This is a genomic window from Streptomyces sp. R818, from assembly GCF_056172735.1.
Map to the genome: position 1 here is coordinate 108,989 of NZ_JAOCNE010000014.1, position 20,598 is coordinate 129,586.

Annotated in this window: 19 protein-coding genes and 2 pseudogenes; 7 read left to right on the top strand and 14 right to left on the bottom strand. The window is 71.2% G+C overall.

Translation table 11 applies throughout. The features are described from left to right. Positions 1 to 21: 21 nt before the first annotated feature. Positions 22 to 927 carry a sigma-70 family RNA polymerase sigma factor family protein gene (locus tag N5I75_RS32010; protein WP_476683350.1) on the bottom strand — a complete coding sequence of 302 codons (906 nt, stop codon included), beginning with the start codon at positions 925 to 927 and terminating at the stop codon, positions 22 to 24. A gap of 233 nt (positions 928 to 1,160) precedes the next feature. On the opposite strand from N5I75_RS32010, the gene N5I75_RS32015 reads away from it, so the two are divergent. Then, positions 1,161 to 1,895, top strand: coding sequence for an alpha/beta fold hydrolase (locus tag N5I75_RS32015; protein ID WP_476683352.1), 735 nt, complete (start codon positions 1,161 to 1,163; stop codon positions 1,893 to 1,895). Between the two features lie 96 nt (positions 1,896 to 1,991). Next, entirely contained in the window at positions 1,992 to 3,341 is a 1,350-nt protein-coding gene (locus N5I75_RS32020; RefSeq protein ID WP_476683354.1) for an NAD(P)/FAD-dependent oxidoreductase, read from the top strand. 43 nt (positions 3,342 to 3,384) lie between these two features. Here N5I75_RS32020 and N5I75_RS32025 read toward each other — a convergent pair whose 3' ends face one another. After that, the gene (locus N5I75_RS32025) at positions 3,385 to 3,933 is read right to left on the bottom strand and encodes a hypothetical protein (RefSeq protein ID WP_476683356.1); all 549 of its coding nucleotides are present in this window, start codon (positions 3,931 to 3,933) and stop codon (positions 3,385 to 3,387) included. 193 nt (positions 3,934 to 4,126) lie between these two features. Continuing rightward, complete coding sequence (locus tag N5I75_RS32030; RefSeq protein WP_476683358.1) at positions 4,127 to 4,378, bottom strand: hypothetical protein; 252 nt, start codon at positions 4,376 to 4,378, stop codon at positions 4,127 to 4,129. Positions 4,379 to 4,806: 428 nt separating this feature from the next. On the opposite strand from N5I75_RS32030, the gene N5I75_RS32035 reads away from it, so the two are divergent. Further along, on the top strand, positions 4,807 to 5,661 hold the full coding sequence (locus N5I75_RS32035; protein ID WP_476683360.1) for a sigma-70 family RNA polymerase sigma factor family protein: 855 nt from the start codon (positions 4,807 to 4,809) through the stop codon (positions 5,659 to 5,661). A 42-nt stretch (positions 5,662 to 5,703) separates the two neighbouring features. On the opposite strand, the gene N5I75_RS32040 is transcribed toward N5I75_RS32035, so the two are convergent. Then, positions 5,704 to 6,609 (bottom strand): RNA polymerase sigma-70 factor, encoded by a 906-nt coding sequence (locus tag N5I75_RS32040; protein ID WP_476683362.1) that lies wholly within the window; start codon positions 6,607 to 6,609, stop codon positions 5,704 to 5,706. 399 nt (positions 6,610 to 7,008) lie between these two features. On the opposite strand from N5I75_RS32040, the gene N5I75_RS32045 reads away from it, so the two are divergent. Next, the gene (locus N5I75_RS32045; RefSeq protein WP_476683364.1) at positions 7,009 to 7,275 is read left to right on the top strand and encodes a WhiB family transcriptional regulator; all 267 of its coding nucleotides are present in this window, start codon (positions 7,009 to 7,011) and stop codon (positions 7,273 to 7,275) included. Positions 7,276 to 7,397: 122 nt separating this feature from the next. Here N5I75_RS32045 and N5I75_RS32050 read toward each other — a convergent pair whose 3' ends face one another. The 3 genes from N5I75_RS32050 to N5I75_RS32060 all read right to left on the bottom strand — a co-directional run bounded on the left by N5I75_RS32050 (position 7,398) and on the right by N5I75_RS32060 (position 10,737). Beyond that, entirely contained in the window at positions 7,398 to 7,994 is a 597-nt protein-coding gene (locus N5I75_RS32050; protein WP_476683366.1) for a YceI family protein, read from the bottom strand. Between the two features lie 112 nt (positions 7,995 to 8,106). Then, positions 8,107 to 8,853 carry an SDR family oxidoreductase gene (locus N5I75_RS32055; RefSeq protein WP_476683368.1) on the bottom strand — a complete coding sequence of 249 codons (747 nt, stop codon included), beginning with the start codon at positions 8,851 to 8,853 and terminating at the stop codon, positions 8,107 to 8,109. A gap of 153 nt (positions 8,854 to 9,006) precedes the next feature. Continuing rightward, positions 9,007 to 10,737 carry an L-aspartate oxidase gene (locus tag N5I75_RS32060; protein WP_476683370.1) on the bottom strand — a complete coding sequence of 577 codons (1,731 nt, stop codon included), beginning with the start codon at positions 10,735 to 10,737 and terminating at the stop codon, positions 9,007 to 9,009. 174 nt (positions 10,738 to 10,911) lie between these two features. On the opposite strand from N5I75_RS32060, the pseudogene fdxA reads away from it, so the two are divergent. Beyond that, positions 10,912 to 11,223, top strand: a pseudogene (gene fdxA, locus N5I75_RS32065) (ferredoxin); the annotation flags it as partial. 105 nt (positions 11,224 to 11,328) lie between these two features. On the opposite strand, the gene N5I75_RS32070 reads toward fdxA, so the two are convergent. Further along, on the bottom strand, positions 11,329 to 11,826 hold the full coding sequence (locus tag N5I75_RS32070) for an Ohr family peroxiredoxin (RefSeq protein WP_476683372.1): 498 nt from the start codon (positions 11,824 to 11,826) through the stop codon (positions 11,329 to 11,331). Between the two features lie 122 nt (positions 11,827 to 11,948). Next, complete coding sequence (locus tag N5I75_RS32075) at positions 11,949 to 12,845, bottom strand: RNA polymerase sigma-70 factor (protein ID WP_476683374.1); 897 nt, start codon at positions 12,843 to 12,845, stop codon at positions 11,949 to 11,951. Between the two features lie 353 nt (positions 12,846 to 13,198). Here N5I75_RS32075 and N5I75_RS32080 point away from each other — a divergent pair, with 353 nt between their 5' ends. Next, positions 13,199 to 13,711 (top strand): DUF5134 domain-containing protein, encoded by a 513-nt coding sequence (locus N5I75_RS32080; protein ID WP_476683376.1) that lies wholly within the window; start codon positions 13,199 to 13,201, stop codon positions 13,709 to 13,711. A 6-nt stretch (positions 13,712 to 13,717) separates the two neighbouring features. On the opposite strand, the gene N5I75_RS32085 is transcribed toward N5I75_RS32080, so the two are convergent. The 5 genes and pseudogenes from N5I75_RS32085 to N5I75_RS32105 form a co-directional block, all read right to left on the bottom strand. Beyond that, positions 13,718 to 15,109 (bottom strand): aldehyde dehydrogenase family protein, encoded by a 1,392-nt coding sequence (locus N5I75_RS32085; RefSeq protein ID WP_476683378.1) that lies wholly within the window; start codon positions 15,107 to 15,109, stop codon positions 13,718 to 13,720. Then, positions 15,109 to 16,209, bottom strand: a complete 1,101-nt coding sequence (locus tag N5I75_RS32090) for a phenazine antibiotic biosynthesis protein (protein WP_476683380.1) — start codon at positions 16,207 to 16,209, stop codon at positions 15,109 to 15,111. Before N5I75_RS32090 ends, N5I75_RS32085 begins: the two co-directional genes overlap by 1 nt. Before the next feature lie 79 nt (positions 16,210 to 16,288). Next, a pseudogene (locus N5I75_RS32095) lies at positions 16,289 to 17,033 on the bottom strand (PIG-L deacetylase family protein). Beyond that, on the bottom strand, positions 17,030 to 18,292 hold the full coding sequence (locus N5I75_RS32100; RefSeq protein ID WP_476683382.1) for an NAD(P)/FAD-dependent oxidoreductase: 1,263 nt from the start codon (positions 18,290 to 18,292) through the stop codon (positions 17,030 to 17,032). The pseudogene N5I75_RS32095 and the gene N5I75_RS32100 overlap by 4 nt, the downstream one beginning before the upstream one ends. 55 nt (positions 18,293 to 18,347) lie before the next feature. After that, positions 18,348 to 19,205 (bottom strand): methyltransferase, encoded by an 858-nt coding sequence (locus N5I75_RS32105; RefSeq protein WP_476683384.1) that lies wholly within the window; start codon positions 19,203 to 19,205, stop codon positions 18,348 to 18,350. Positions 19,206 to 19,384: 179 nt separating this feature from the next. Here N5I75_RS32105 and N5I75_RS32110 point away from each other — a divergent pair, with 179 nt between their 5' ends. Further along, the gene (locus N5I75_RS32110; RefSeq protein WP_476683386.1) at positions 19,385 to 20,323 is read left to right on the top strand and encodes a 2-hydroxyacid dehydrogenase; all 939 of its coding nucleotides are present in this window, start codon (positions 19,385 to 19,387) and stop codon (positions 20,321 to 20,323) included. Positions 20,324 to 20,598 lie beyond the last annotated feature (275 nt).

Below are 20,598 nucleotides of genomic sequence, written 5' to 3' on the forward strand. Positions count from 1 at the left end.
CGGTGGCGCCTTCCGGCTACCTCACACGTGGCGGACCACGCCGTGTCCGTCGGCGGGCGGGTGGGGGCGATTCCACCCGCGCAGCTTGTCGGGGTTCAGCACGGCCCACACGTGTGTGACGCGCTGGTCGGTGATGTCGAAACTGATCACGGCGGCGACCTGGTCGTGGTGGCGCACGACGATCGCGGTGCGACCGCTGGCCGCCTGGAGGTGGAGGACGGTGCGGGGGCGCGGAGCGAGGAGCGTGAGGAGGGTTCGGGCGACGTGCTGGTCGCCGTGCACCGGCCTGGTCAGAGCACGGATCTTGCCTCCGCCGTCGAAGAACGCGATGGCGTGCCGAGACAGCAGGGACACCAGATGCCTCGCGTCGTTGAGCACGCAGGCCTGCCGGACGGCGCGGACGATCCCTTCATGCTGGTCTGACGGGGTGGGACGCACGCCGTCGGCACGCAGGCTGCGACGAGCGCTCTCGGCCAGCTCGGCGCACTCGTACGGGGTCCGCCCGACGATGTCGGCGACTGTCCGAGGGGGCATGGCGAAGACGTCGTTGAGTACGAAGACCGCCCGTTCGGACGGGGAGAGGGCGTCCAGGGCGTTGAGCAGAACGTCGCTGACCTCCTTCGACAGTGCCCGGTCGGGCTCGATGTCGATGCCGTCGTCGCCCGCTTCGCCGGATCCCGACAAACGGCCTGCGGGTGCGGACAGGCGCGCCAGACAGATGGCGCCCGTGTTCTTGGTCAGCCAGACACGCGGATCGCTGATGCCCGACCGCTCGGCGTCGGTCAGGCCGTACCACCGCCGATAGGTCTCGGTGACGGCCTCCTCCGCCGTCATCCCGGCGCCCAGCATCCAGCGAGCGACGTCGATCAGATGCTGTCGCTCGTCCAGCAGCTCCGCGAGTGGTGTCGTGTCACCGGTTCCACCCATGAGGTGTCCTTCCTCTACCGGCACCACAACGCCACCACAGCGGTCGGCTGGCCGTGCCCTCGGCAGAGCAGACCGCACAAGCGCGGATCATGTGACAACAGGAGGCCACGACAGAGGCGGAACGGAGTTCGAGGCGGAGAGTGCGGCGGAGACGAAAGGACGATACAACCGTGTGACACCATGAGGTGTCGCCGACCGCACGCGACCTCGTACCACCGACAAAGGGGTTCACCATGCCCGCGATCCTGATCCACGGCGTTCCCGACACCCACCATGTGTGGGACGGCGTGCGCCGTCATCTGACCAGATCCGACGTGGAAGCCTGGGACCTGCCCGGCTTCGGCGCCGAGCGCCCCGCCGGCTTCGGTTCCACCAAGGAGGAGTACGTCGACTGGCTCGTGCGGCGACTGGAGCGGGTCGGTGAGCCGGTGGACCTGGTCGGGCACGACTGGGGCTGCATCCTCACCCTCCGCGTCGCCTCCCTGCGCCCCGACCTCGTCCGCACCTGGGCCGGAGGCAACGGGCCGGTCAACGCCGGGTATGTCTGGCATCCGCTGGCCAAGATCTGGCAGGACCAGGTCCAGGGCGACCGGTACATGGCCGAACTGCGTGCCGAGCCCTTCGCCGAGGAGGTGGCGGCCGGCTTCGACGTACCCCTCCACCTGGCCAGGGAGATGGCGAGCCGCGTGGACGAGCCGATGAAGGACGCGGTGCTCAGGCTGTACAGGTCGGCGCTCACCATGGGAGCGGAGTGGGAGCCGGAGCTGTCCGCGGTGTCCGCGCCGTGCGTCGTCTTCTGGGGAGCCCGGGACCCCGCCTGCCAGATCGAGTTCGGGCGCCGGCTGGGTGACTCCCTGCACTCCAGTGAGGTGGTCGAGATGGACTGCAACCACTGGCCGGTGCTCCAGCGCCCGGCGGAGGTCGCGGAGATCCTGGAGAAGCACTGGAGCGCGCACGCCGCCGCGTGAGGGCCCAGCGGGGACGCCGGGACCGGGCCCGGTGCTGTCACACGGGGCGCTGCCGGCCGGTCTTGAAGGGTGAAACCAAGAGAAACTGAGGACACCGTGCGTGAGATCCTGATCGTGGGCGGCGGTTACGCGGGCTTCTACACCGCGTGGGGCCTGGAGAAGAAGTTGCGGCGGGACGAGGCCCGGGTCACCGTCGTCGACCCGCGCCCCTACATGACGTACCAGCCGTTCCTGCCCGAAGTGCTCGCCGGATCGGTGGAGGCCCGTCATGCCGCGGTCTCGCTCCGGCGGCACCTGCACCGCACCCGCGTGATCGCGGGTTCGGTCACCGAGATCCGCGACAGCGCGCACACGGTGACGGTCCGGCCGCAGTCCGGGCCGGAGTTCGACCTCCACTACGACATACTGGTGATGACCGCGGGGGCCGTCACACGCACCTTCCCGATCCCGGGACTGAGTGACCAGGCGTTCGGGCTCAAGCACGTCGAGGAGGCCGTGGCGATCCGCGACCGGCTGCTCACCTCCTTCGACCGCGCGGCGACCCTGCCCCATGGGCCCGAGCGCCGTCGGCTGCTCACCGCCACCGTCGTCGGTGGCGGCTTCTCCGGGGTCGAGGGTTTCGGTGAACTGCTGAGCCTGGCCTCCGCGTTGCTCAAGCACTATCCCGAGATCGGGGCGGAGGAACTCGACTTCCACCTGGTCGAGGCACGGGGGCGCATCCTGCCCGAGGTCACCGACGGGCCGGGGGAGTGGGTGGTGCGCTCGCTGGAGAAGCGGGGTGCGCGGGTGCACCTGAACACCCAGCTCGTGTCCGCGAAGGATGGTCGCGTGGTGCTGTCGGACGGAACGGAGTACGACTCGGAGCTGCTCGTGTGGACGGCGGGCAACGCCGCCAACCCGATCGTGCACAACCACACCGACCTCCCCGTCGACGCCCGAGGTCTGCTGATGGTGCGCGCGGATCTCCGCGTCGGGACGGAGAGCGAGGTCGTGGCGAACGTGTGGGCGGCCGGTGACGACGCCTCCGTGCCCGATCTCGCCGCCGGCCGGCCGGACGCCCTGACGGTGCCCAACGCCCAGCACGCCGTCCGTCAGGGCAAGTTGCTGGCGAAGAACATCCTGGCGTCACTGCGCGGTCGGCCCGCCAAGGACTACGTGCACCACAGTCTCGGCGTGGTGGCCACTCTCGGGCTGGGACGTGGCATCTTCCAGTACCGGCGGCTGGTCATCAAGGGATTCCCGGCGTGGCTGATGCACCGTGGCTACCACGTGCTGGCCGTACCGAGCTGGGAGCGCAAGGCACGGGTGTTCGCCGTCTGGGTGACCGCCGCCTTCTTCGGCCGCGACGTCATCTCTCTCGCCTCGGTCCAGCACCCGAGGGAGGCCTTCGTCTCCAGCGGTGACCCACGGCGAGGCGAGCGGTCCGCGGACGCCGTCGCCGGATGACTTTCCAGGGGCTCCGTGGACCCCGGGGACACCGCAGGGCGGCTCAGCGCTTGGCGGCGCGGTACAGACCGCGGCCCACCCGGCGGACACGGGACTGGCCGACCAGACGGTCGAGCGTGCTCCGGACCGCGTTGATGCTGCCGCTGTCGGTGTCGCGGCCCAGTGCGGACGCCACATCTCTGGCACGGACATCGGTGTTCCCGGCGTCCGCGAAGTAGGCCAGGATCTGTTCGGTCAGCTTGCCGTACGACTTCGAGCCGTCGGTGTCATCGGCGCCGGAGGCTTCCTCCGCGCGATCCTCGTCACCGGCACCGTCCTCCGCCTCGTCGGCGGACGGTGCCAGTGCGGGTGCCATCGTCGCCGGCGCCTCCGCGACCACGTCCGCCGGACGGGTTGCGGGAGCCGGGGGAACGGACTCCGGCATGAGGGCCTGCAGGGCACTGAGGGCCCGCTGCACGGAGCCGAAGTGAGCGGTGACCGCGGCCAGTTCCCGCTCCAGTGCCTGCTTCTGGATCTCCAGCCGCGCCAGGTCCTCCTGGAGGCCCTCGGCGGTGATCTCGATGTTGCGAGCCTTGGGGGTCACGGAGACCATGCGTTCCTCTCGTTCTCACCCCTCGTTCCGGCGGGGCCGCCCGATGCGGGCTCCGTCACTCGGCCCGGCACCGGGGGCAGGATACCCGTACTGCCGGGAAACGGCCCACGTCGGGCGGCGAGCGCGGCGGACCGGAGGCGCGACGACCACGGTGTCCGTCGCGACACGCCACCGGGCCCGCTCGTCCGCTGTGTCAGGCACGGCCACGCTTCGAACGGTCGGGCCCGGTGTCGCTCACCCGGTCCGCGGCTGTCTCGCCGTCGGTGGGCCCGGTCGCCGGTCGCTGCAGCCGCCGCAGGGTCTTGGATACCGCGTCGATGCGTGCGTCGACCGAGTCGATCGCCTCTCGGAGCAGGCTCAACCGCCCTTCGAGCAGGGCGGCCTCCGCCGCCAGCGACGCGGTGGCGGCGGCCGGATCGGTCTGCCGGTCAGTGCTTCGGGACATCCCTCGTCCTTCCTCAGCTAGTGCCGTCGGCTCGTGAACCGTCGACATCGCATTGACCGGACAGTGACGAGCGCTGTGACAGCCCGGTGCGAGGCCGCGCGTCACCGCGGTGCGCGGCCGGACCCGGGGCGGACGACGGGGCCGACGCTTCCCGGAAGCGGGTGTGCGAGAGGCCGCCACGGGTAGGAGGACCGCAGGGCCCGCCCGTGCGACACGACACGCCGTACTGCCTCGAACGCAACGTCGGACAGAGTGTGACCGTGTGAAGGCGTGCGGTGTTGTGTGGGTCCGGAGATTTCCGCGCGGGCCCGAGGACATGGATGCGGCCGTTGCGGTGCCCCGGGTAACGTGGCGATGCGCGCGATGCGGGAACCGCATGCGGGAGGCGAGTCGTCACGAGGACGGGTCGTTCAGGAGGAGGAGACGGTATGGAGCCAGTGGTTGACACCATGCCGATCGGGGAGCTGCTCGACGAGCGGCGGCACCTGCTGGACGTCGCACACTGGATGCTGGGCAGTGACAGCGTCGCCGAGCACGTCATCGACGAGGCCTACCGGGAGTGGTACGCGCTCTCCGAGCACCAACGGGACCGCATAGGCGCCCCGCGGGCCTGGCTGACCCGTGTCGTGGGCAGCATCTCCCTGACATGGTTGGCCCCGCCCGCTCGGGACCGGGACCCCCAGGGTCCCGAGGGAAACCGCGGAGCGTCCGGTCCGGCTCTGGAGGGCGATCTCGACACGCTGTGGGCCGAGGCGTTGGACGCGCTCACACCCGCGGAGCGAGCGGCCCTAGTACTCAACGAGGCCCTCAGCGGCGCGGCCGGAGAACCCGTGGGCACCGCGGGACCGGTGGACACCGAACCGTTGGACAGAGCCCGGCACAGCCTCCGGGCCAGGGCCGCACGCCCCACGCCACCGTGCGTCGAGGACACACTGGTCGACGCCGTACGCCAGGCGTGCGCCGACGAGGACGCGCACCGTCTGGCCACGCTCCTGGACCCCGACGCCGTCGCGTTCTACGACGGCGGAGGCAAGGTCCGTACATTGACACGGCCCGTCGTCGGCGGCCCACGGGTCGCCCGGAGTCTCCTGACCCTGCTGGCCCGGCACCCGCGCACCACTGTGCACACCCGTCCCGTCAACGGGCGCACGGGTCTCGTCGCATGCTACGACGGCCAGGTCGCCGCGGTGATCTGCCTCGACCTGGCCGGCTCGCGCGTCATGCAGGTGTGGGCCGTCCTCAATCCCGACAAGTTGCGCTCCTGGAACCGCCCTCGCGCCTGACCTGTGCCGTCCCGCGCCCGACACGACGCGTCAGCGGCCCGCTCAGACGCAGAGGGCCGACACGGACCGGTGACGGGTGCGGGACTGCAGGAAAGCGGCGATCTTGGCCGGGTTGAAGACCCACATCACCTGGTGAATGCCGCGGGACGTGGCCGCGACCGTCATGAAGGTGGCGGGCCGGCCGTCCCGGTGGATCAGGATGCCGCCTCGTCCGTTGGCCTCGACCGGTTCCGTCTCGACCGTGGGCCAGAACCGCGGGTGCGCGGTGGACAGGTTCGCGACGCGGGCACGGCCCAGGACGGGCACCCGAGCCGCTCCCCTGATGCCGTTGCCGTCGGAGAGACTGACCGCGTCCGGGGTGAGCAGCGCCTCCAGTCCGGCGACGTCGCCCTGCCGGGCGGCGGCGACGAACGTCTGGAGCAGCGTCCGGTGCTCGGCCGCGTCGACGCTGTCCCGCTGGTCCTCGGTGAGGTGTTTGCGGGCCCGGCTCACGATCTTGCGGACGTTGACGGGGCTGAGGCCCAGAATGCGCGCGATGTCGGGGTAGGCGTAGTCGAAGGCTTCCCTCAGGACGTAGGCGGCGCGCTCTGTCGGGGGGAGCCTCTGCAGCACCAGGAGCAGGGCGAGTTCCAGTGCCTCAGCCCGCTCGGCACCGACCTCCGGGTCGTTGCTGGTGTCGACGGGCTCCGGCAGCCACGGACCGATGTAGGTCTCGCGGCGGACGCGGGCGGACTGGGCCACGTTGATGGCCAGCCGGGTGGTGGTGCTCGACAGGAACGCCACGGGGCTGATCACGACGGTGCGGTCGGTGCGCTGCCAGCGCAGCCACACTTCCTGGACGACGTCCTCGGCCTCCACCGCACTGCCCAGCACGCGGTAGGCGATGCCGAAGAGGCGGGGCCGGAGTTCGACGAAGACGGAAATGGCCTCGCTCAGGTCGCCTGCCACGGGGGTCGCCTCTGGATGCATGTCCCGGGTCTCCGTTTCTCTGTTGCCGGTGTGTGCGGAGACGGTCGGACGACTCTTCGTCGTGACCGCCGGAGCGCTGGCCCGGCGTACTGAGGAATCGGCAGGGCGCGGTGCTCTCCTTCGCTCCGGACGACCGGCGGCACCGACGTTTCGTTACACCTTCGCGCGGACTTCTTTTACGGATCTTGCAACCGGCGCACGGCCCTGCCCGGAGGCGGTCTCACCGCGTCGGCACACGGCAAGCGGGATGTCACATTCGCACCGACCGTCCGGTCTTCCAGTGAAAGCGACGCTGCGCAGCCCGAATTATTCCCGCATTACCTTGTTCGACGAGCCACCCCCCGAGCCGGTATTCCTTTCATATACAGGAGACAATTCATGGACTGGCGTGTAAGGGGCCTCTGCCTGACCGAGGACCCGGATCTCTTCTTCCCGGTCGGCGGTCTCAACAGTGGGCCGGCGGCGATACAGACGGACGAGGCGAAGGCGGTCTGCCGTCATTGCCCCGTCACCCGGCGGTGCCTGGCCTGGGCCGTGGATGTCGGGCCGGTCGAGGGGATCTGGGGAGGCACCACGGAAGGGGAGCGCCGCGCCCTGCGACGGCGCGCGGTGCGCGGGTCGTACGCGACGGAGAGCGCCGCCTGAGCGGCCGGAGGACACGCATACGCCGGCCGGACACCGATGCGGTGCGTCGGCCGGACACCGATGCGGGTGGGCGGGGATGCTCCACAGCCGGAGCCACCACCGCCCGCCCGCATCGGTGTCCGTCAGGCCGCCGCCTCCTGCTCCGTCTGTATGGCCGAGATGTCCAGGGTCAGCGTCACCTTGTCGCTGATGAGCACACCTCCCGTGTCGAGCGGTGTGTTCCAGGTCAGCCCCCAGTCCGAACGCCGCAGGGTGGCGGAGCCCGCGAAGCCGACTCGGTGGTTGCCGAAGGCGTCGTCACCGGCCCCGCCGAAGACGACGTCGATGTCCAGGGGCAGTTCGATGTCCTTGATACGCAGGCTGCCCGTGAGGCGGAACTCGTCGTCGCCGAGCGGGATGATGCCTGTGGAGTGAAAGGTCATGAGGGGAAACGTCGCGGAGTCGAAGAAGTCGGGCCCCGCGAGGTGGGCGTCGCGGTCCGTCGAGCCCGTGTCCATGCTGTCGGTCTGGACACTCACGTACGCCTTGGAACGGGACGGGTCGGAGCCGTCCAGTACGAGCAGGCCTTCGAACCGGTCGAACCGGCCGCGCACATTGGTGATCATGGCGTGCCGGACGGAGAAGCCGATTGTGCTGTGGACCGGGTCGATGGTGTAGGCACCGGTCACGGCCGGGTGTGCACCGAGGACCGGGGAAGTGGCGTTGTCACGTCGAATCATGATGGTGCGTCGGCTTTCTGTGACGAGAGGGGCCTGCCGCGCCGCGGTGCGGACGACGACAGGCCCCCTGTGGTGGATGCGGACCCCGCTCAGGGACCCCGCCCCCGACGACTCAGCTCTGCTGCGCGAGCCAGTCGGCGAATCGGGTCTCGGCGATGTGCGCGTTCGGACCAGGGAGCAGCGTGGTCTCCTGCAGCTCCGCGCCGAAGTACGGGGCGTGCACATCGGTCACGACCTGGCGCGGGTCCTTCTTGGCGGCCAGTCCCTTGCGGATCAGCTCGTCGAGCTGGAACTCCTCGGGACCGGCGACCTCCACCACCCCGCCCACAGGGGTGCCGACCGCGGTACGGCCGACGGTGGCGGCCACGTCGTCCGAGAAGACGGGCCGGATCTTGACCGGGGCCAGCCGGACGGTGTCACCGTCGGTCGCCGCCTCGGCGATGCCCTTCATGAACTCGAAGAACTGGGTGGCGTGCACAATCGAGTACGGGATGCCCGAGTCCTTGATCAGACCCTCCTGCGCCTGCTTGGCGCGGAAGTAGCCGCTGTCCTGGAGCCGCTCCGTGCCGACCACGGAGAGCGCCACGTGGTGGGTCACACCGGCGTTCGCCTCCGCCTTGAGGAGGTTGGTGGTGGCGGTGCGGAAGAACTTCATGACGGCGTCGTCCTCGAAGGAGGGCGAATTGGAGACGTCGATCACGACGGAGGCGCCGGTCAGGACCTCGGCCAAACCCTCACCCGTGAGCGTGTTGACACCGGTGTTGGGAGCCGCCGGCACCGCCTCGTGACCGTGCTCGTTGAGCTTGGCGACCAGCTTGGAACCGATCAGTCCGGTACCGCCGATGACTACGATCTTCATGTCAATATCCTTTCGGGATGTGCGTTTTCGCCTGCACCAGACAAGACCGAATGCTCACCCGCTCTGTGACAAGGCGGACCGATTCATCGGTGTTCTGGCGTCTCTGACGCTGCTGGAGTTCAGGTGTTCCGGCTTTCCGGTATCGGGAGCCTGTTACTCGACGAGCTTTCCGTCGGTGGACACGTCCGCCATGAGGGAAGCGATCTCGTCCGGGACATCGGGAATGCGCTCGTGGGTGATTCCGGTCGTCGGCGACCAGACCAGGTTGACGCGGAAGGCGGGGTCCATGTCGGGGAAGTCGCTGCGGTTGTGGCAACCACGGGTCTCCCGGCGTTCCAGTGCCGCTTCAAGGGTGGCGCGGGCCGCCAGGGCGGCCGACTTGAGGTCGAAGGCGTGGGCGAGGTCCTGGAAACCGGCGATGTCGGGATGGACGCCGACGTTCTGCATGCGCTTCTCGACGGCATCCAGCTCCGCCAGGCCGGCGCGCAGGCCCTCTTCGTCCCGGACGACGCCGGCGTGCTCGGTCATGGTGTTGCGGATCGCGCGCTGGAGCGCCCGGACGTTCTCGGGGCCGTCCGCGGCCAGCAGCTCGTCGACCTCGGCGCGTGCCTCGGCCACGGCGGTCGCGGACCGGGGCTGCGCGGTGAGGGACTCCGAGTAGGCTGCCGCGGCCTGGCCGGTGATACGGCCGTAGACGAGGAGTTCGATCAGGCTGTTGCCGCCGAGGCGGTTGGCGCCGTGCAGACCGCTGGCGGCCTCGCCGATGGCGTACAGACCGCGGACGTCGGTGCTGTGGTCCTCGGGACGGACCCAGACGCCGCCCATCGAGTAGTGGGCCGTTGGGGCCACCTCGATGGGTTCACGGGTGATGTCGAGCATCTGCAGGTCGAGGAGCGTCTGGTACACCCGGGGCAGCCGGTTCATGATCGTCTGGCGGGGCAGGTGGGAGACGTCGAGCCACACCCCGCCGTTCGCGGTGCCCCGGCCCTCCTTGATCTCGGTGTACGAGGCGAGGGCCACCCGGTCGCGCGTGGACAGTTCCATGCGCTCGGGGTCGTAGCGGCTCATGTACCGCTCGCCGAGGGCGTTGCGCAGGATGCCGCCCTCACCGCGGGCGGCCTCGCTGACCAGGGTGCCCGCGGCGTTCTCCGGTTCGATGATGCCGGACGGGTGGAACTGCACCAGCTCGGGGTCGCGCAGGCGGGCCCCGGCTTCGACGGCCAGGCGGAAGGAGTCGCCGGTGTTCTCGTCCCGGCGTGACGAGGTGCGCCGCCAGATGCGCGTGTGCCCGCCGGCCGCGAGGATCACGGCGTCCGCGTGGACGAGGTGGCGGGTGCCGTTGGTCAGGTCGAAGCCGTAGGCCCCGAAGACGGCACCGTCATGGACCAGCAGACGCGTGATGTAGACGCTGTCGAGTACCGGGATGTCCAACTGGACCGCGCGCCGGATCAGCGTGCGCTGGATCTCCAGGCCGGTGTAGTCGCCGGCGAAGGCGGTACGGCGGAACTTGTGGGCGCCGAAGAAGCGCTGCGAGATCCGGCCGTCCCCTTCACGGGCGAAGGCCATGCCGTACCGCTCCAGGTCGTCGATGCCCAGGGCCGCGCCCTGGGTGACGATCTCCGCCGTACGGGGGTCGCCGAGCAGATAGCTCTCCTTGAGGGTGTCCGCGGCGTGCTGCTGCCAGGAGTCCTCGGGGTCCATCGTGGCCAGGGCCGCGTTGATGCCGCCGGCCGCCAGGGACGTGTGGGTGTCCTCCTTGGGACGCTTGCCGACGGCGATGACGTCGACGCCGGCCTCGGCCAGCTCGATCGCCGCCCGCAGGCCGGAACCGCCGGTACCGATCACCAGCACAGTGGTGGAAAGACGTTGTTCGGTGAGTGGCACGCTTGCTCCCGTCGCTCTGGGTGGTCACTGACTAGGACCACGTCGGGCGGCGGTTTGTGACATCGGTGGCGGGCGCGTGTCACACCGTGCCGGGGTCCCCGGTCATCTGGACGAACCTGACGACCTTGCGACAAGGCGCCGGGGGATGTCCGACGGCCGAAGAGGAGAAGACGGATGACGTACGTCATCGCACAGCCCTGCGTCGACATCAAGGACCGGGCGTGTGTCACCGAGTGCCCCGTGGACTGCATCTACGAGGGCGCGCGCACGCTCTACATCAACCCGGCGGAGTGCGTCGACTGCCATGCGTGCGAGCCCGTCTGCCCCGTGGAGGCGATTTTCCACGAGGACGATCTGCCGCGGACTTGGGCGCACTACCTCGCCGTCAACGCGGAGTACTTCGACGAGGCGGCTTCCCCGTCGCGCGCACGGCGTGACGCGGTCGGCGACCACCCGGCGGTCGAGGCACTGCCCCCGCAGAGCGGGCCGCACAAGAAGGAGATCTCCCTCTTCACCGTCCGCAAGGAGGAAGCGGCCGACGCGGATCTGTGGTTCCCCTCCTGACCGGCCGCCGCCTCCGAGCGTGCCCGGTCAGGAGGCGAGTGTGATGGTCGTGGGCGTCCCTCTCCACGCCATGCGCGCGTAGGGGCACAACTCGTCGGCCTTCCCGATCAGCTCGTCGGCCGTCGCGGGATCGACACCGGGCCACCGCACCACCAGATCGACGCGCAGCAGATAGCCGCCGTCCTCCGAGTCGCGGCCGAAGGCGACGGTCGCCACGACGGAGATCGCCGCGGGGTCCAGCACCTCCTGGCGGGCCAGCAGGCTGAGCGCGCCGTGGAAGCAGGCGGCGAAACCGGCCGCGAAGAGCTGCTCGGGGTTGGTTCCCCGACCGTCACCGCCCAGCTCGGCCGGCATGCGCAGATCAAGGTCCAAGGCCCCGTCGGCCGAGCGTGCGTGGCCGGAGGCCCGCCCGTGCGAGGCCGCACCACCGTGGACGGTCACCGTGGTGGTGTAGATGGGCGAGAACTCCTCCCCGTCGAAATCCTTCTCGGTCGACAGGGTGGGCAACTTGATCCGCTCGGTCACGGCATGGCTCCGGTGTCGTCGTGGTACGCGGTCCCGGCAGACGTCCGGGACGACTGGATGACCGGCGAGCGACCGTTGTTGTGACGCCTGCCCGTGGGCGGCCGAGGGCCCCCGACCGCAGGTCAGTCCCGCAGGGAAGCCACGTAGGGCGCCAGTTTGGCCGGGTTCATCACCCACATGAGCCGGTCGATGCCGTCCGCCGAGATGTCGGCGGTCAGCAGGGCGACGGCCTTCTCGCCGGAGAGGACCAGGACGGCCGGCCGTCCGTTCGCCTCGACCCACCGGACCTGCGACTGCGGCCAGAAGCGCGGAGCGAAGGCCACGAGGTAGTGCGAGACGTGCGGCAGCCCGATGACCGGGATCCTGGACGCGCCGCGGATCCCGTTGCCGTCCGTGTAGCTGACGACGTCGGCGGTGAGCACGTCCTCCAGGCCCGACAGGTCGCCCGTCCGCGCCGCGGAGAGGAAGACCTCCAGCAGCCGCCGATGGGCCGTCGGGGTGACGGCCTCCTTGCGTTCGGCGGCCAGGTGCTTGCGGCCCCGGCTCACCAGTTGGCGGGTGTTGGCCTCACTGGTCTCCAGGATTTCGGCGATCCGTCCGTAGGGGTAGTCGAACGCCTCCCGGAGCACGTAGGCGGTGCGCTCCACGGGGTTCAGCTTCTCCAGGAGCAGCAGGACTGCCATCTCCAGGGCCTCGGCCCGCTCGGCGCCCAGGTGCGGATCCTGCGTGGTGTCGACGGGCTCGGGAAGCCACGGTCCGACGTAGGACTCCCGGCGCACCCGCGCGGACTGGGCCACGTTGATCGCCAGCCTCGTGGCGACGGTGGTCAGGAAGGCAGTCGGTTCGTGCACCTTCGCACGGTCGGTGCTCTGCCACCGCAGCCAGGTCTCCTGCACGACGTCCTCGGCCTCCGCCGCACTGCCCAGGACCCGGTACGCGATACCGAAGAGCTGCGGGCGCGCCGAGAGGAAGTCCTTCGTCGCCTGGTCAAGGGTGCCGGGTGGGGCGCCAGCGTGCATGGAACATCCCTTCTGGCTCAGTGCACCCCATGCTACAAGCGGGCGTGGGGCGGCATGTCGGCGGAGGGGCACACGCCTGCGCATGGATTCCACAGGTGGCACACGGTGGCAACGGGTCACCGTGTGCCACGCACGGTCGTCCCCGACCAGCTCCGCTGACGTGCCCTGTCACGGATCGATCGCGCACCCGGTCAGGACAGCGAACCGTCAGGAACCGGAAGGGGTACACCGTGTCGGACAGGACGTCGGCTCTCGATGCCGTGCACGCCATGCTGACGTTGTTGTTCGTCGCAGTGGCCCTGCATATGGTGTGGCACGCTGTTCGGTCGCCGGGTGCGGGTCGCCGTGACCGCGTGGACCTTGTCCTGCACTGCGCCATGGCGGCGGCCATGGCGGCGATGCCCTGGAGTCTCGGCCCGCCCCTGTCCGGCCGGGCCGCCACGGTGTTCTTCACCGTCGCCGCGCTGTGGTTCCTGCTGACCGCCCGTACCGCGAGGGCGTTCACCGACCGGCTGACGCCCGCCGTCGGCATGGCGGCGATGGCCTGGATGTCGCGGCCCCCGTCCGGCGCCGTCCCGGTCTCCGCCGCCGCCCGGGAGACCGTGGCCGCCGCGGGCGTCCCGGCCGCGCACCACACCGCGGCCCACGGTCATGCCGCCGACGCCTCGACGACGGCGACCCTGGTCACCGCCGTGCTCACGGTGTATCTCCTCGGCTGCGCCCTGCGGTCGTTGACGCGCCCCATGCCCGCCCTGCGGACCGCCGCGGACCGCGCACACCGCGCCGCCGCCACGAACCCGTACGGGTACGTGCGCGACGGCGCGATGGCGTTGGGGACGGCCGTGATGCTGCTGCTGCCCCACTGACCGCCTTCACTCGATTCCGACCACGGCCTTGCCACGCATCAGGAAGTCCGACAGGTAGCCGTCGTGGGGCACTCCCGGAGCCATCCAGTACGTCGGGTGGTCACCGGCGTACACGTTGGCGATGGAGGGTTCCGCCACCAGCGCGTCGAGCAGCGCGCGGTCGCGGGAGAGGACGGAGAGCACGAGTGTCCCGCGCAGCGGGGCGATGCCGTCCGAGCGGCTCCAGGGCGCCACCCACACACAGGGGAAGGGCAGTTCGGTCCCCAGCTGTGGGGCACCGGCGTCGGCGACCTGATGGACGGCGGGCCGCAGGACGGCACTTCCGTCCCCGAGGTCGTCGACGACGCCGTCACCGCCGAGCCAGGCGCGGGTCCCCGCCGCCACCGACCTCAGGTAGGAGTCGAGGGCCAGGGCCCGGTCCAGCGAATACACCGGGAGAACCGCCCGGGTGTCCTGTGGCGGCAGACCGGGCAGTTGGGACAGGCGCGCCGCGAGGGCCTCCGCGAGCGGTGCGGGGTCGCCCTCGACGAGGACGGCGGTGGCGTTGACGCACGCGGTGCCGGCCTCGTCGGCGACGGAAGCGACGATCGTGTCCAGGTGCTCCCTCCAGTCCGTGTCCGCCGTGACGAGGATCTTCGACCGGCCGGGCCCCTGGGGCAGCACGCGGGCGTCGTGGGCGTAGCGGGCGACGACCTCGTCACCGCCGTACACCACCGCACGGTCGGCGCCGCGGATCAGCGTCTGCACGGTCCGGTGGTCCGTGGGCAGCAGCGCCAGCCGGTCCTGGCCGATGCCCACCCGGTGCAGCGCGCCGACCAGGCGGTGCGGGGTGAACGGCTCGCGCCGCGACGGCCGTACGGCCACGCGGTAGCCGAGGGCCAGCGCCTCCAGCCACAGCCGGTGGACCCCCGGATGATTGCCGGAGGCGTTGACGGCGAACAGCTCGCCCCGGCGGGCCCACACGGCGTGCCCGGCCCCGAGGGAGGGATCCAGGCGCTCCCGGACCGTTCCGCGTGGCCTGCCCTGCTCGGCGGAGGCACGGGCGCGGGCGACGAATCTCGCCGTGCCGCGGGTCGCGTCGCGCACCACGCTCAGCGGGGTACCGGCGGTCCGGCTGACCAAGTACTCGTACTCGCGCACGCCCAGCCCGGCGACGGTGCCGGTGGCGAACTCCCCGGCGGCCGCTTCCAGCAGCGCGTCCAGGCCGTCCGCCGGAACCGGCCCGGCCTTGCGCAATGCGGCGAGTGCCCGGTCGACGTACACGGGTGGCACCAGGCTCAGCCGCGCCACCTCGGCACCGGACACATCCGTCACGGTGTCCGGGACGCGGGTGCGGTAGGGACCGCGAGGGCCGAGGGCGTCCAGGTACACCGGCTCGGCGGCATCGACGGGGGCCATCAGTACACGCCCTCGATCACGGTCTCGCCCTTCACCGTGGGCACCGGCGCCACGTCCGCCACGGCGTCGCCCGCGTGACCGCCGGCGGGCCGGACGCGCACGGCCGTGTCGCGCTCGGCGTTGTGCGGGATGAGCATCGACTTGCTGACGTGGCTGACGATCACCTGGCCGCGCTCGCCGACCGCGACGGGTTCCCCGGTGGCGGGGTCGACCACCGACAGGAACACGTACGGGGACACCGGGTCGAAGACGCAGGGCTGCGAGGCGTCGAGACCGGCGCGTTCGAGCAGCGCGGTGAGCATCATGGTGTTGCCGTACATACCGACCAGCGGCACCTCGGGGAAGACCTCCGTGGCCAGCAGGTGACGGGTGTCGGGGTCCATGTGGGTGCCGCCCCAGACGATGGCCCGGACCGAACCGTTGATCCGTTCCAGGAGGTCCTCCTCGCGGGCGAAGCGCTCCAACAGGGGTGTGGTGGCGGCCAGGACACCGATGTCCTGGGTCAGCAGGATCCGCCGGCACTGTTCGACGAGGTGGTCGGTGTAGGACTCGACCTCGTCGCCGCGGCCCGTGGCGATCAGCTTCCGCACCCACCGGGGGTCCATGTCGATGCTCAGTCCCGGGCCGCCGAGCGAGGCCGCCGCCCGTTGCAGCACGTCCCCCACCAGATGCGGGCCGGTCGGCGCCACGGTCAGCCACTGGGCGCCGACGGGCAGCCCGTGCTCCCGCAGCCGCCTGTCGACCTGTGTCGTGCTGTGCCGCATCCAGTCGTCGAGCTGGACGACCCGCTTGGGCGCCCCGGTCGTCCCGCCGCTGTCGAAGACGTTGAGCAGCCGGGCGCCGCCGCCGTACCCCCGAGGGATCAGGTCCGTCACCGGGACCTGCCGCAGTTCGTCGCTCAGGTCGGGGAAGAGCGCCAGGTCGTCCACGCCCTTGACGTCCCGCCGCGGATCGAAGGCGAGCCGTTCGGCCCGGTCCAGCCAGTAGCGGGAGCCGGTCTCCGGGTCGAAGTGCCAGCGCACGGCGGCGCGCACGAACTCGTCCGGATCGACGCCGTCGGACGGTCCGGCGTCCAGGACGGCGGGGGAGTCGTACGTCATGATCGGTCCTTCCTCGGCACGGGCTCGTGCGGCGCGTGCGGCTGGTGGGAATGGCGACGAGGGGCGCGCGGACGCCCGGTCATCGGCTGAACAGTTCGAAGGCGACGGCGGGAGTGCCGTCGAACCGTGCGCGGTGGACGCCGGTGCTCTCGCCCAGGAAGCGGCGCGCGTACGCCTCGGGGTCCTCCGCGGTCAGGGCTTCGAGATAGGTCCGGTGCCGCAGCAGGGACTGGACGCCCTGTTCGAAGCCAGGCTCGGCCGACACGGCGTGGGACGGTGCCGGTGAGTTGGCGACGGCCACCCAGCGGACACCGTTCCAGGGCGGTAGCCCCTGTTCGGCCAGTTCCGGGAAGATCCAGGGGTTGCCCGCGTCCGCCGCCGCGTCCAGCACGGCGCGCCCCACCGCCACGTGGTCCGGGGTGTTCCAGGCCCCGGCGGCCCAGGTGTCCCGGTGGTTCAGTGTGATCACCAGCTCGGGCCGGTGACGCCGTACGGCGGCGACGATGTCGCGGCGCAGGGAGGCGCCGTACTCGATCCACTCCGTCCCGGTGGTCCAGGAACTCCACCGCGCGGACACCGACCGCCGCGGCGGCGGCCCGCTGCTCCGCCTCCCGCAGGGGGCCGGCCCGTCCGGGATCCAGGCTGCCGATGCCGGCCTCACCGCGGGTGGCGAGCAGGTACGTGACCTCCCTGCCGTCGGCCACCCAGGAGGCCACGGCCGCCGAGCACCCGTACTCGAGGTCGTCGGGGTGGGCCACCACGGCCAGGGCCCGCCGCCAGTCCTCCGGCATCGGGCGCAGCGGCGCGGGAGCGCTGTCCGTCATGCCTGGTCTCCCGTCGGCTGCGCGTGCGGGGGAAGCAGGCTCTCCAGCGGGACCGAGGGGTCGGCGAGGGCGGCGTCGTCCGTCTCCGCGCCCGACGCGATCAGGGCGCGGATCGACCCGATCACGTCCCACAGGTTGACGCTCATCCCCGCCAGCACCCGGTTGCCGGACATCCAGAACGCCAGGAACCGCCGCTCCTCGCGCGACCCGCGGAAGACGACACGGTCGTAGCCGCCCGGTTCGACGTACCCGGTGTACTCCATGCCGAGGTCGTATTGATCGGTGTAGAAGTACGGCAGCCGGTCGTACACCGAGTCCTGGCCGAGCATGCTCAGCGCGGCGGTACGGGGCTGATGCAGCGCGTTGGCCCAGTGCTCCACACGCAGGTGCCGGCCGAGCCGGGGGTGGTAGGCGTTGGCGACGTCACCGGCGGCGTGGACACCTTCGGCGGAGGTCCGCAGACGTGCGTCCGTAACGATGCCGTTGCGCACGTCGAGGCCCGCCTCCTCGGCCAGGCGGACGTTGGGTGTGATGCCCACCCCCACGACCACGGCGTCCGCGGGCAAGTAGGTTCCGTCGGCGAGCCGGACCGCATCGACGCGGCCCCCGGCGCCGGTGACGGCCTCGATCTGGGCATGGGGACGCAAGCCCACACCGTTGTCCTGGTGCAAGCCGGCGAAGACCTCGGCCGCCTCCCGGCCCAGCACTTTCAGCAGGGGCAGCTCACCGCGCTCCAGCACGGTCACCTCCGCGCCGGCCGCCCTGGCCGCAGCCGCGGTCTCCAGCCCGATCCAGCCGCCACCGACCACCACGATCCGGGCGCCTTCGGTGAACGCCTCCTTGAGGCGCTCGCTGTCGCCCACGCGCCGCAGGTACAGCACGCCCTCGAGGTCCGCGCCCGGCACCGACAGGCGGCGCGGCGAGGAACCGGTGGCCAGCAGCAGACCAGCGTAGGGCACGCGACGGCCGTTGTCCAGTGTCACCGCCCGGCCACGCGCGTCGACGGAGGTCACGCTCGTGCCCAGGAGCAGATCGACGTCGTGCTCCCGGTACCAGCTCTCGGGGTGCACGTGGATGGACTCGCGGTCCTCCTTGCCCAGCAGGTACCCCTTGGACAGCGGCGGCCGGATGTACGGTCGTTCCCGCTCGTCCCCGATCACGAGAAGCGGCCCGTCGTGGCCGTGCTCGCGCAGTTCCTCCGCGGCCTTGCCGGCGGCCAGGCCGCCCCCGACGATCACGAACGTCTTCGCACGCGGCATGAGATTCCCGTTCCAGTCTGTGAGGCGCACACGGACCGAGTGGTCCGGTCATCCTTCAGACCGGGACACGACACGCGTTGTGACACCGTGGCACGGGCCTACCCGGCTCCCACATGCCGGGAGTTCGCCGCCCGCCCGCCTGCCGGTTCACCGGGCGGGCCGGCCGCGTCACGGCCAGAACACGCGGATCGTCGTGCCCCGGCGTCGGGACGAAGCCGTGCCGTGCCAGGTCGTCAATGAGCCGCGCGCGCGAGGCGGGCCACATCCAGAAGGACTCCGTGTGCTCCCGCAGCACATGTCGTCCGCTGCGCACCCAGTAGTCGACACGGGTGCGGATGCGGTATCCCGCCGCGGACATCGTCATGCGTCCGCCGTACACGTGCGCGCCCACCCGCTGTTCCGGCAGGCGGCGCACGACGTCGCGAGGGGGCAGCAGTGCGGGCGGCGGTTCCATGAGGAGCGTGCCCCCGGGGGCCAGGGCCGTGTGGATCGCGGGCCACAGCGTGTTCCGCGCGGCCGGGGGGAGACAGGCGACCGTGTTGTGGCACACGGCCACGTCCGCGGCCGCGCACAGCGCCGCCTCGTCCAGGGCGTACGGGTGCACGGTCACCCGTTCGCGCTGACGCGCGGGCAGGGTGGCGAGGCGGGTGAGCAAAGACGTGCGCATGGCACGGGCCGGCTCCACCGCGTGCACGTCGGCCGTGGACTCGGCGAGACTCATCAGCGTGACCCGGCCGGTCCCGGCCCCGATGTCCAGCACACCGAGACGGGCCCGCGCGACATGCCGGCCGTAGAGGTCGTGGACGCGTGCCGCGTCCCGGTCGGCCTGAAGGATGTCGTAGAACTCGGCGGTCACGGCGTAGGGGTCCGGGTCCGGCCGGGACACCGGTGCTCTGGTGATGACGGGGTGCATGTCCAGCTAGACAACGTGTGAGCCGGGCCTGTGACAGACGCTTCCCCGGGAGGGGCCCGTCCCGAGCGGGTCCGAGGTGAGGCCCGTCACGGGGGTGGGCTGTCACAAGTGCGTGGCACACGTAGTCAGTTCTCTGGTTCCGACTCGCGGAACCCGGAGGGAAAGCAGAACACGTCGTCATGACCGTGAGAATCCCGCAGGTATGGCTGCCCGCCCAGTTCGCCGACCTCACCGACCTGCCACCGGGACTGGAGTACGTCCGCTGGGACGGCCGTTCGGCCTTCCCGGCGGACCCGGCGGAGGTGGAGTTCTACGCCCCGCCGCTGACCAAGGACATCGGTGTCATCGGCAGGCCCCTGCCCCGCATGACACGTCTGCGTGCGGTGCAGGCCCTCAGTTCCGGCACGGACGAACTGCGCGCGGAGCTGGACCGGCTCCCTCGCCCCGTGACCCTGTGCAACGCGGGCAGGGCCCCCGCTCCGAGCACGGCCGAACTGGCCCTGACCCTGATCCTCGCCTCGCTGCGGGGCATACCGGAGTCGGTCCGCGCCCAGGACGGCGGGGCCTGGAGACCGCGGGTCTTCCCGTCCCTGTACGGGCGGTCCGTGCTCGTCGTCGGCTACGGCGCCGTCGGCTCCGCGCTGGAGGAGCTCCTGGTGCCCTTCGGGTGCGCGGTGACCCGTGTCGCCGGTGCGGACCGGGAAGCGCCCCGGGGCCCCGTCCGGTCCGCCGCACACCTGCCCCGGCTCGTGAGCGACGCCGATGTCGTCGTGCTCTCCACCCCGCTGACCCCGCAGACCCGTCAGCTCTTCGACGCGGGCATGCTGGCCCGCATGAAGGACGGCGCCCTGCTCGTCAACGTGGCACGCGGGGCCGTCGTCGACACCGACGCGCTGCTCAAGGAGGTCCACGAGGGCCGGCTGCGGGCCGCGCTCGACGTGACCGACCCCGAGCCGCTCCCGCCGGGGCATCCGCTGCGCGAGACACCCGGCGTGCTGATCACGCCGCACGTCGGCGCGTTCACGTCGTCCCTCTGGCCCCGGCTCGAACAGCTCATCCGGCACCAGTTGAGCCGTTTCGCCGCGGGTGAGGAGCTGGAGAACGTCGTGTCCCGCTGACGCCCGGGTCCGGTCGGAGGCCACGCCGGGGCCGTCCACCGCTGGCCTGCCCGGGACGCCGCGCATGTCACACCCGCACCGGCTCGCCGGTCATGGTGACGACAGCAGTACACGAATCATGCCGAACAGCACAGCGTCGGATGAGTCGGATTCGTCGCGCCATACGGGTGCCGACGGTCCTCCCGGCGAGCGATCCGCGGGGGCGTCCCCCCACCCCCACCACGGCCGCGCGGCGGTCGGAAGCCCTCGCGCCGCGCCAGTGCCGCGGATCCACG

Coding starts and splice junctions, on each gene's coding strand:
- N5I75_RS32010 (WP_476683350.1), bottom strand. CDS start 927: ATGGGTGGAACCGGTGACACGACACCACTCGCGGAGCTGCTGGACGAG.
- N5I75_RS32015 (WP_476683352.1), top strand. CDS start 1,161: ATGCCCGCGATCCTGATCCACGGCGTTCCCGACACCCACCATGTGTGG.
- N5I75_RS32025 (WP_476683356.1), bottom strand. CDS start 3,933: ATGGTCTCCGTGACCCCCAAGGCTCGCAACATCGAGATCACCGCCGAG.
- N5I75_RS32030 (WP_476683358.1), bottom strand. CDS start 4,378: ATGTCCCGAAGCACTGACCGGCAGACCGATCCGGCCGCCGCCACCGCG.
- N5I75_RS32035 (WP_476683360.1), top strand. CDS start 4,807: ATGGAGCCAGTGGTTGACACCATGCCGATCGGGGAGCTGCTCGACGAG.
- N5I75_RS32045 (WP_476683364.1), top strand. CDS start 7,009: ATGGACTGGCGTGTAAGGGGCCTCTGCCTGACCGAGGACCCGGATCTC.
- N5I75_RS32050 (WP_476683366.1), bottom strand. CDS start 7,994: ATGATTCGACGTGACAACGCCACTTCCCCGGTCCTCGGTGCACACCCG.
- N5I75_RS32055 (WP_476683368.1), bottom strand. CDS start 8,853: ATGAAGATCGTAGTCATCGGCGGTACCGGACTGATCGGTTCCAAGCTG.
- N5I75_RS32075 (WP_476683374.1), bottom strand. CDS start 12,845: ATGCACGCTGGCGCCCCACCCGGCACCCTTGACCAGGCGACGAAGGAC.
- N5I75_RS32085 (WP_476683378.1), bottom strand. CDS start 15,109: ATGGCCCCCGTCGATGCCGCCGAGCCGGTGTACCTGGACGCCCTCGGC.
- N5I75_RS32090 (WP_476683380.1), bottom strand. CDS start 16,209: ATGACGTACGACTCCCCCGCCGTCCTGGACGCCGGACCGTCCGACGGC.
- N5I75_RS32100 (WP_476683382.1), bottom strand. CDS start 18,292: ATGCCGCGTGCGAAGACGTTCGTGATCGTCGGGGGCGGCCTGGCCGCC.
- N5I75_RS32105 (WP_476683384.1), bottom strand. CDS start 19,205: ATGCACCCCGTCATCACCAGAGCACCGGTGTCCCGGCCGGACCCGGAC.
- N5I75_RS32110 (WP_476683386.1), top strand. CDS start 19,385: ATGACCGTGAGAATCCCGCAGGTATGGCTGCCCGCCCAGTTCGCCGAC.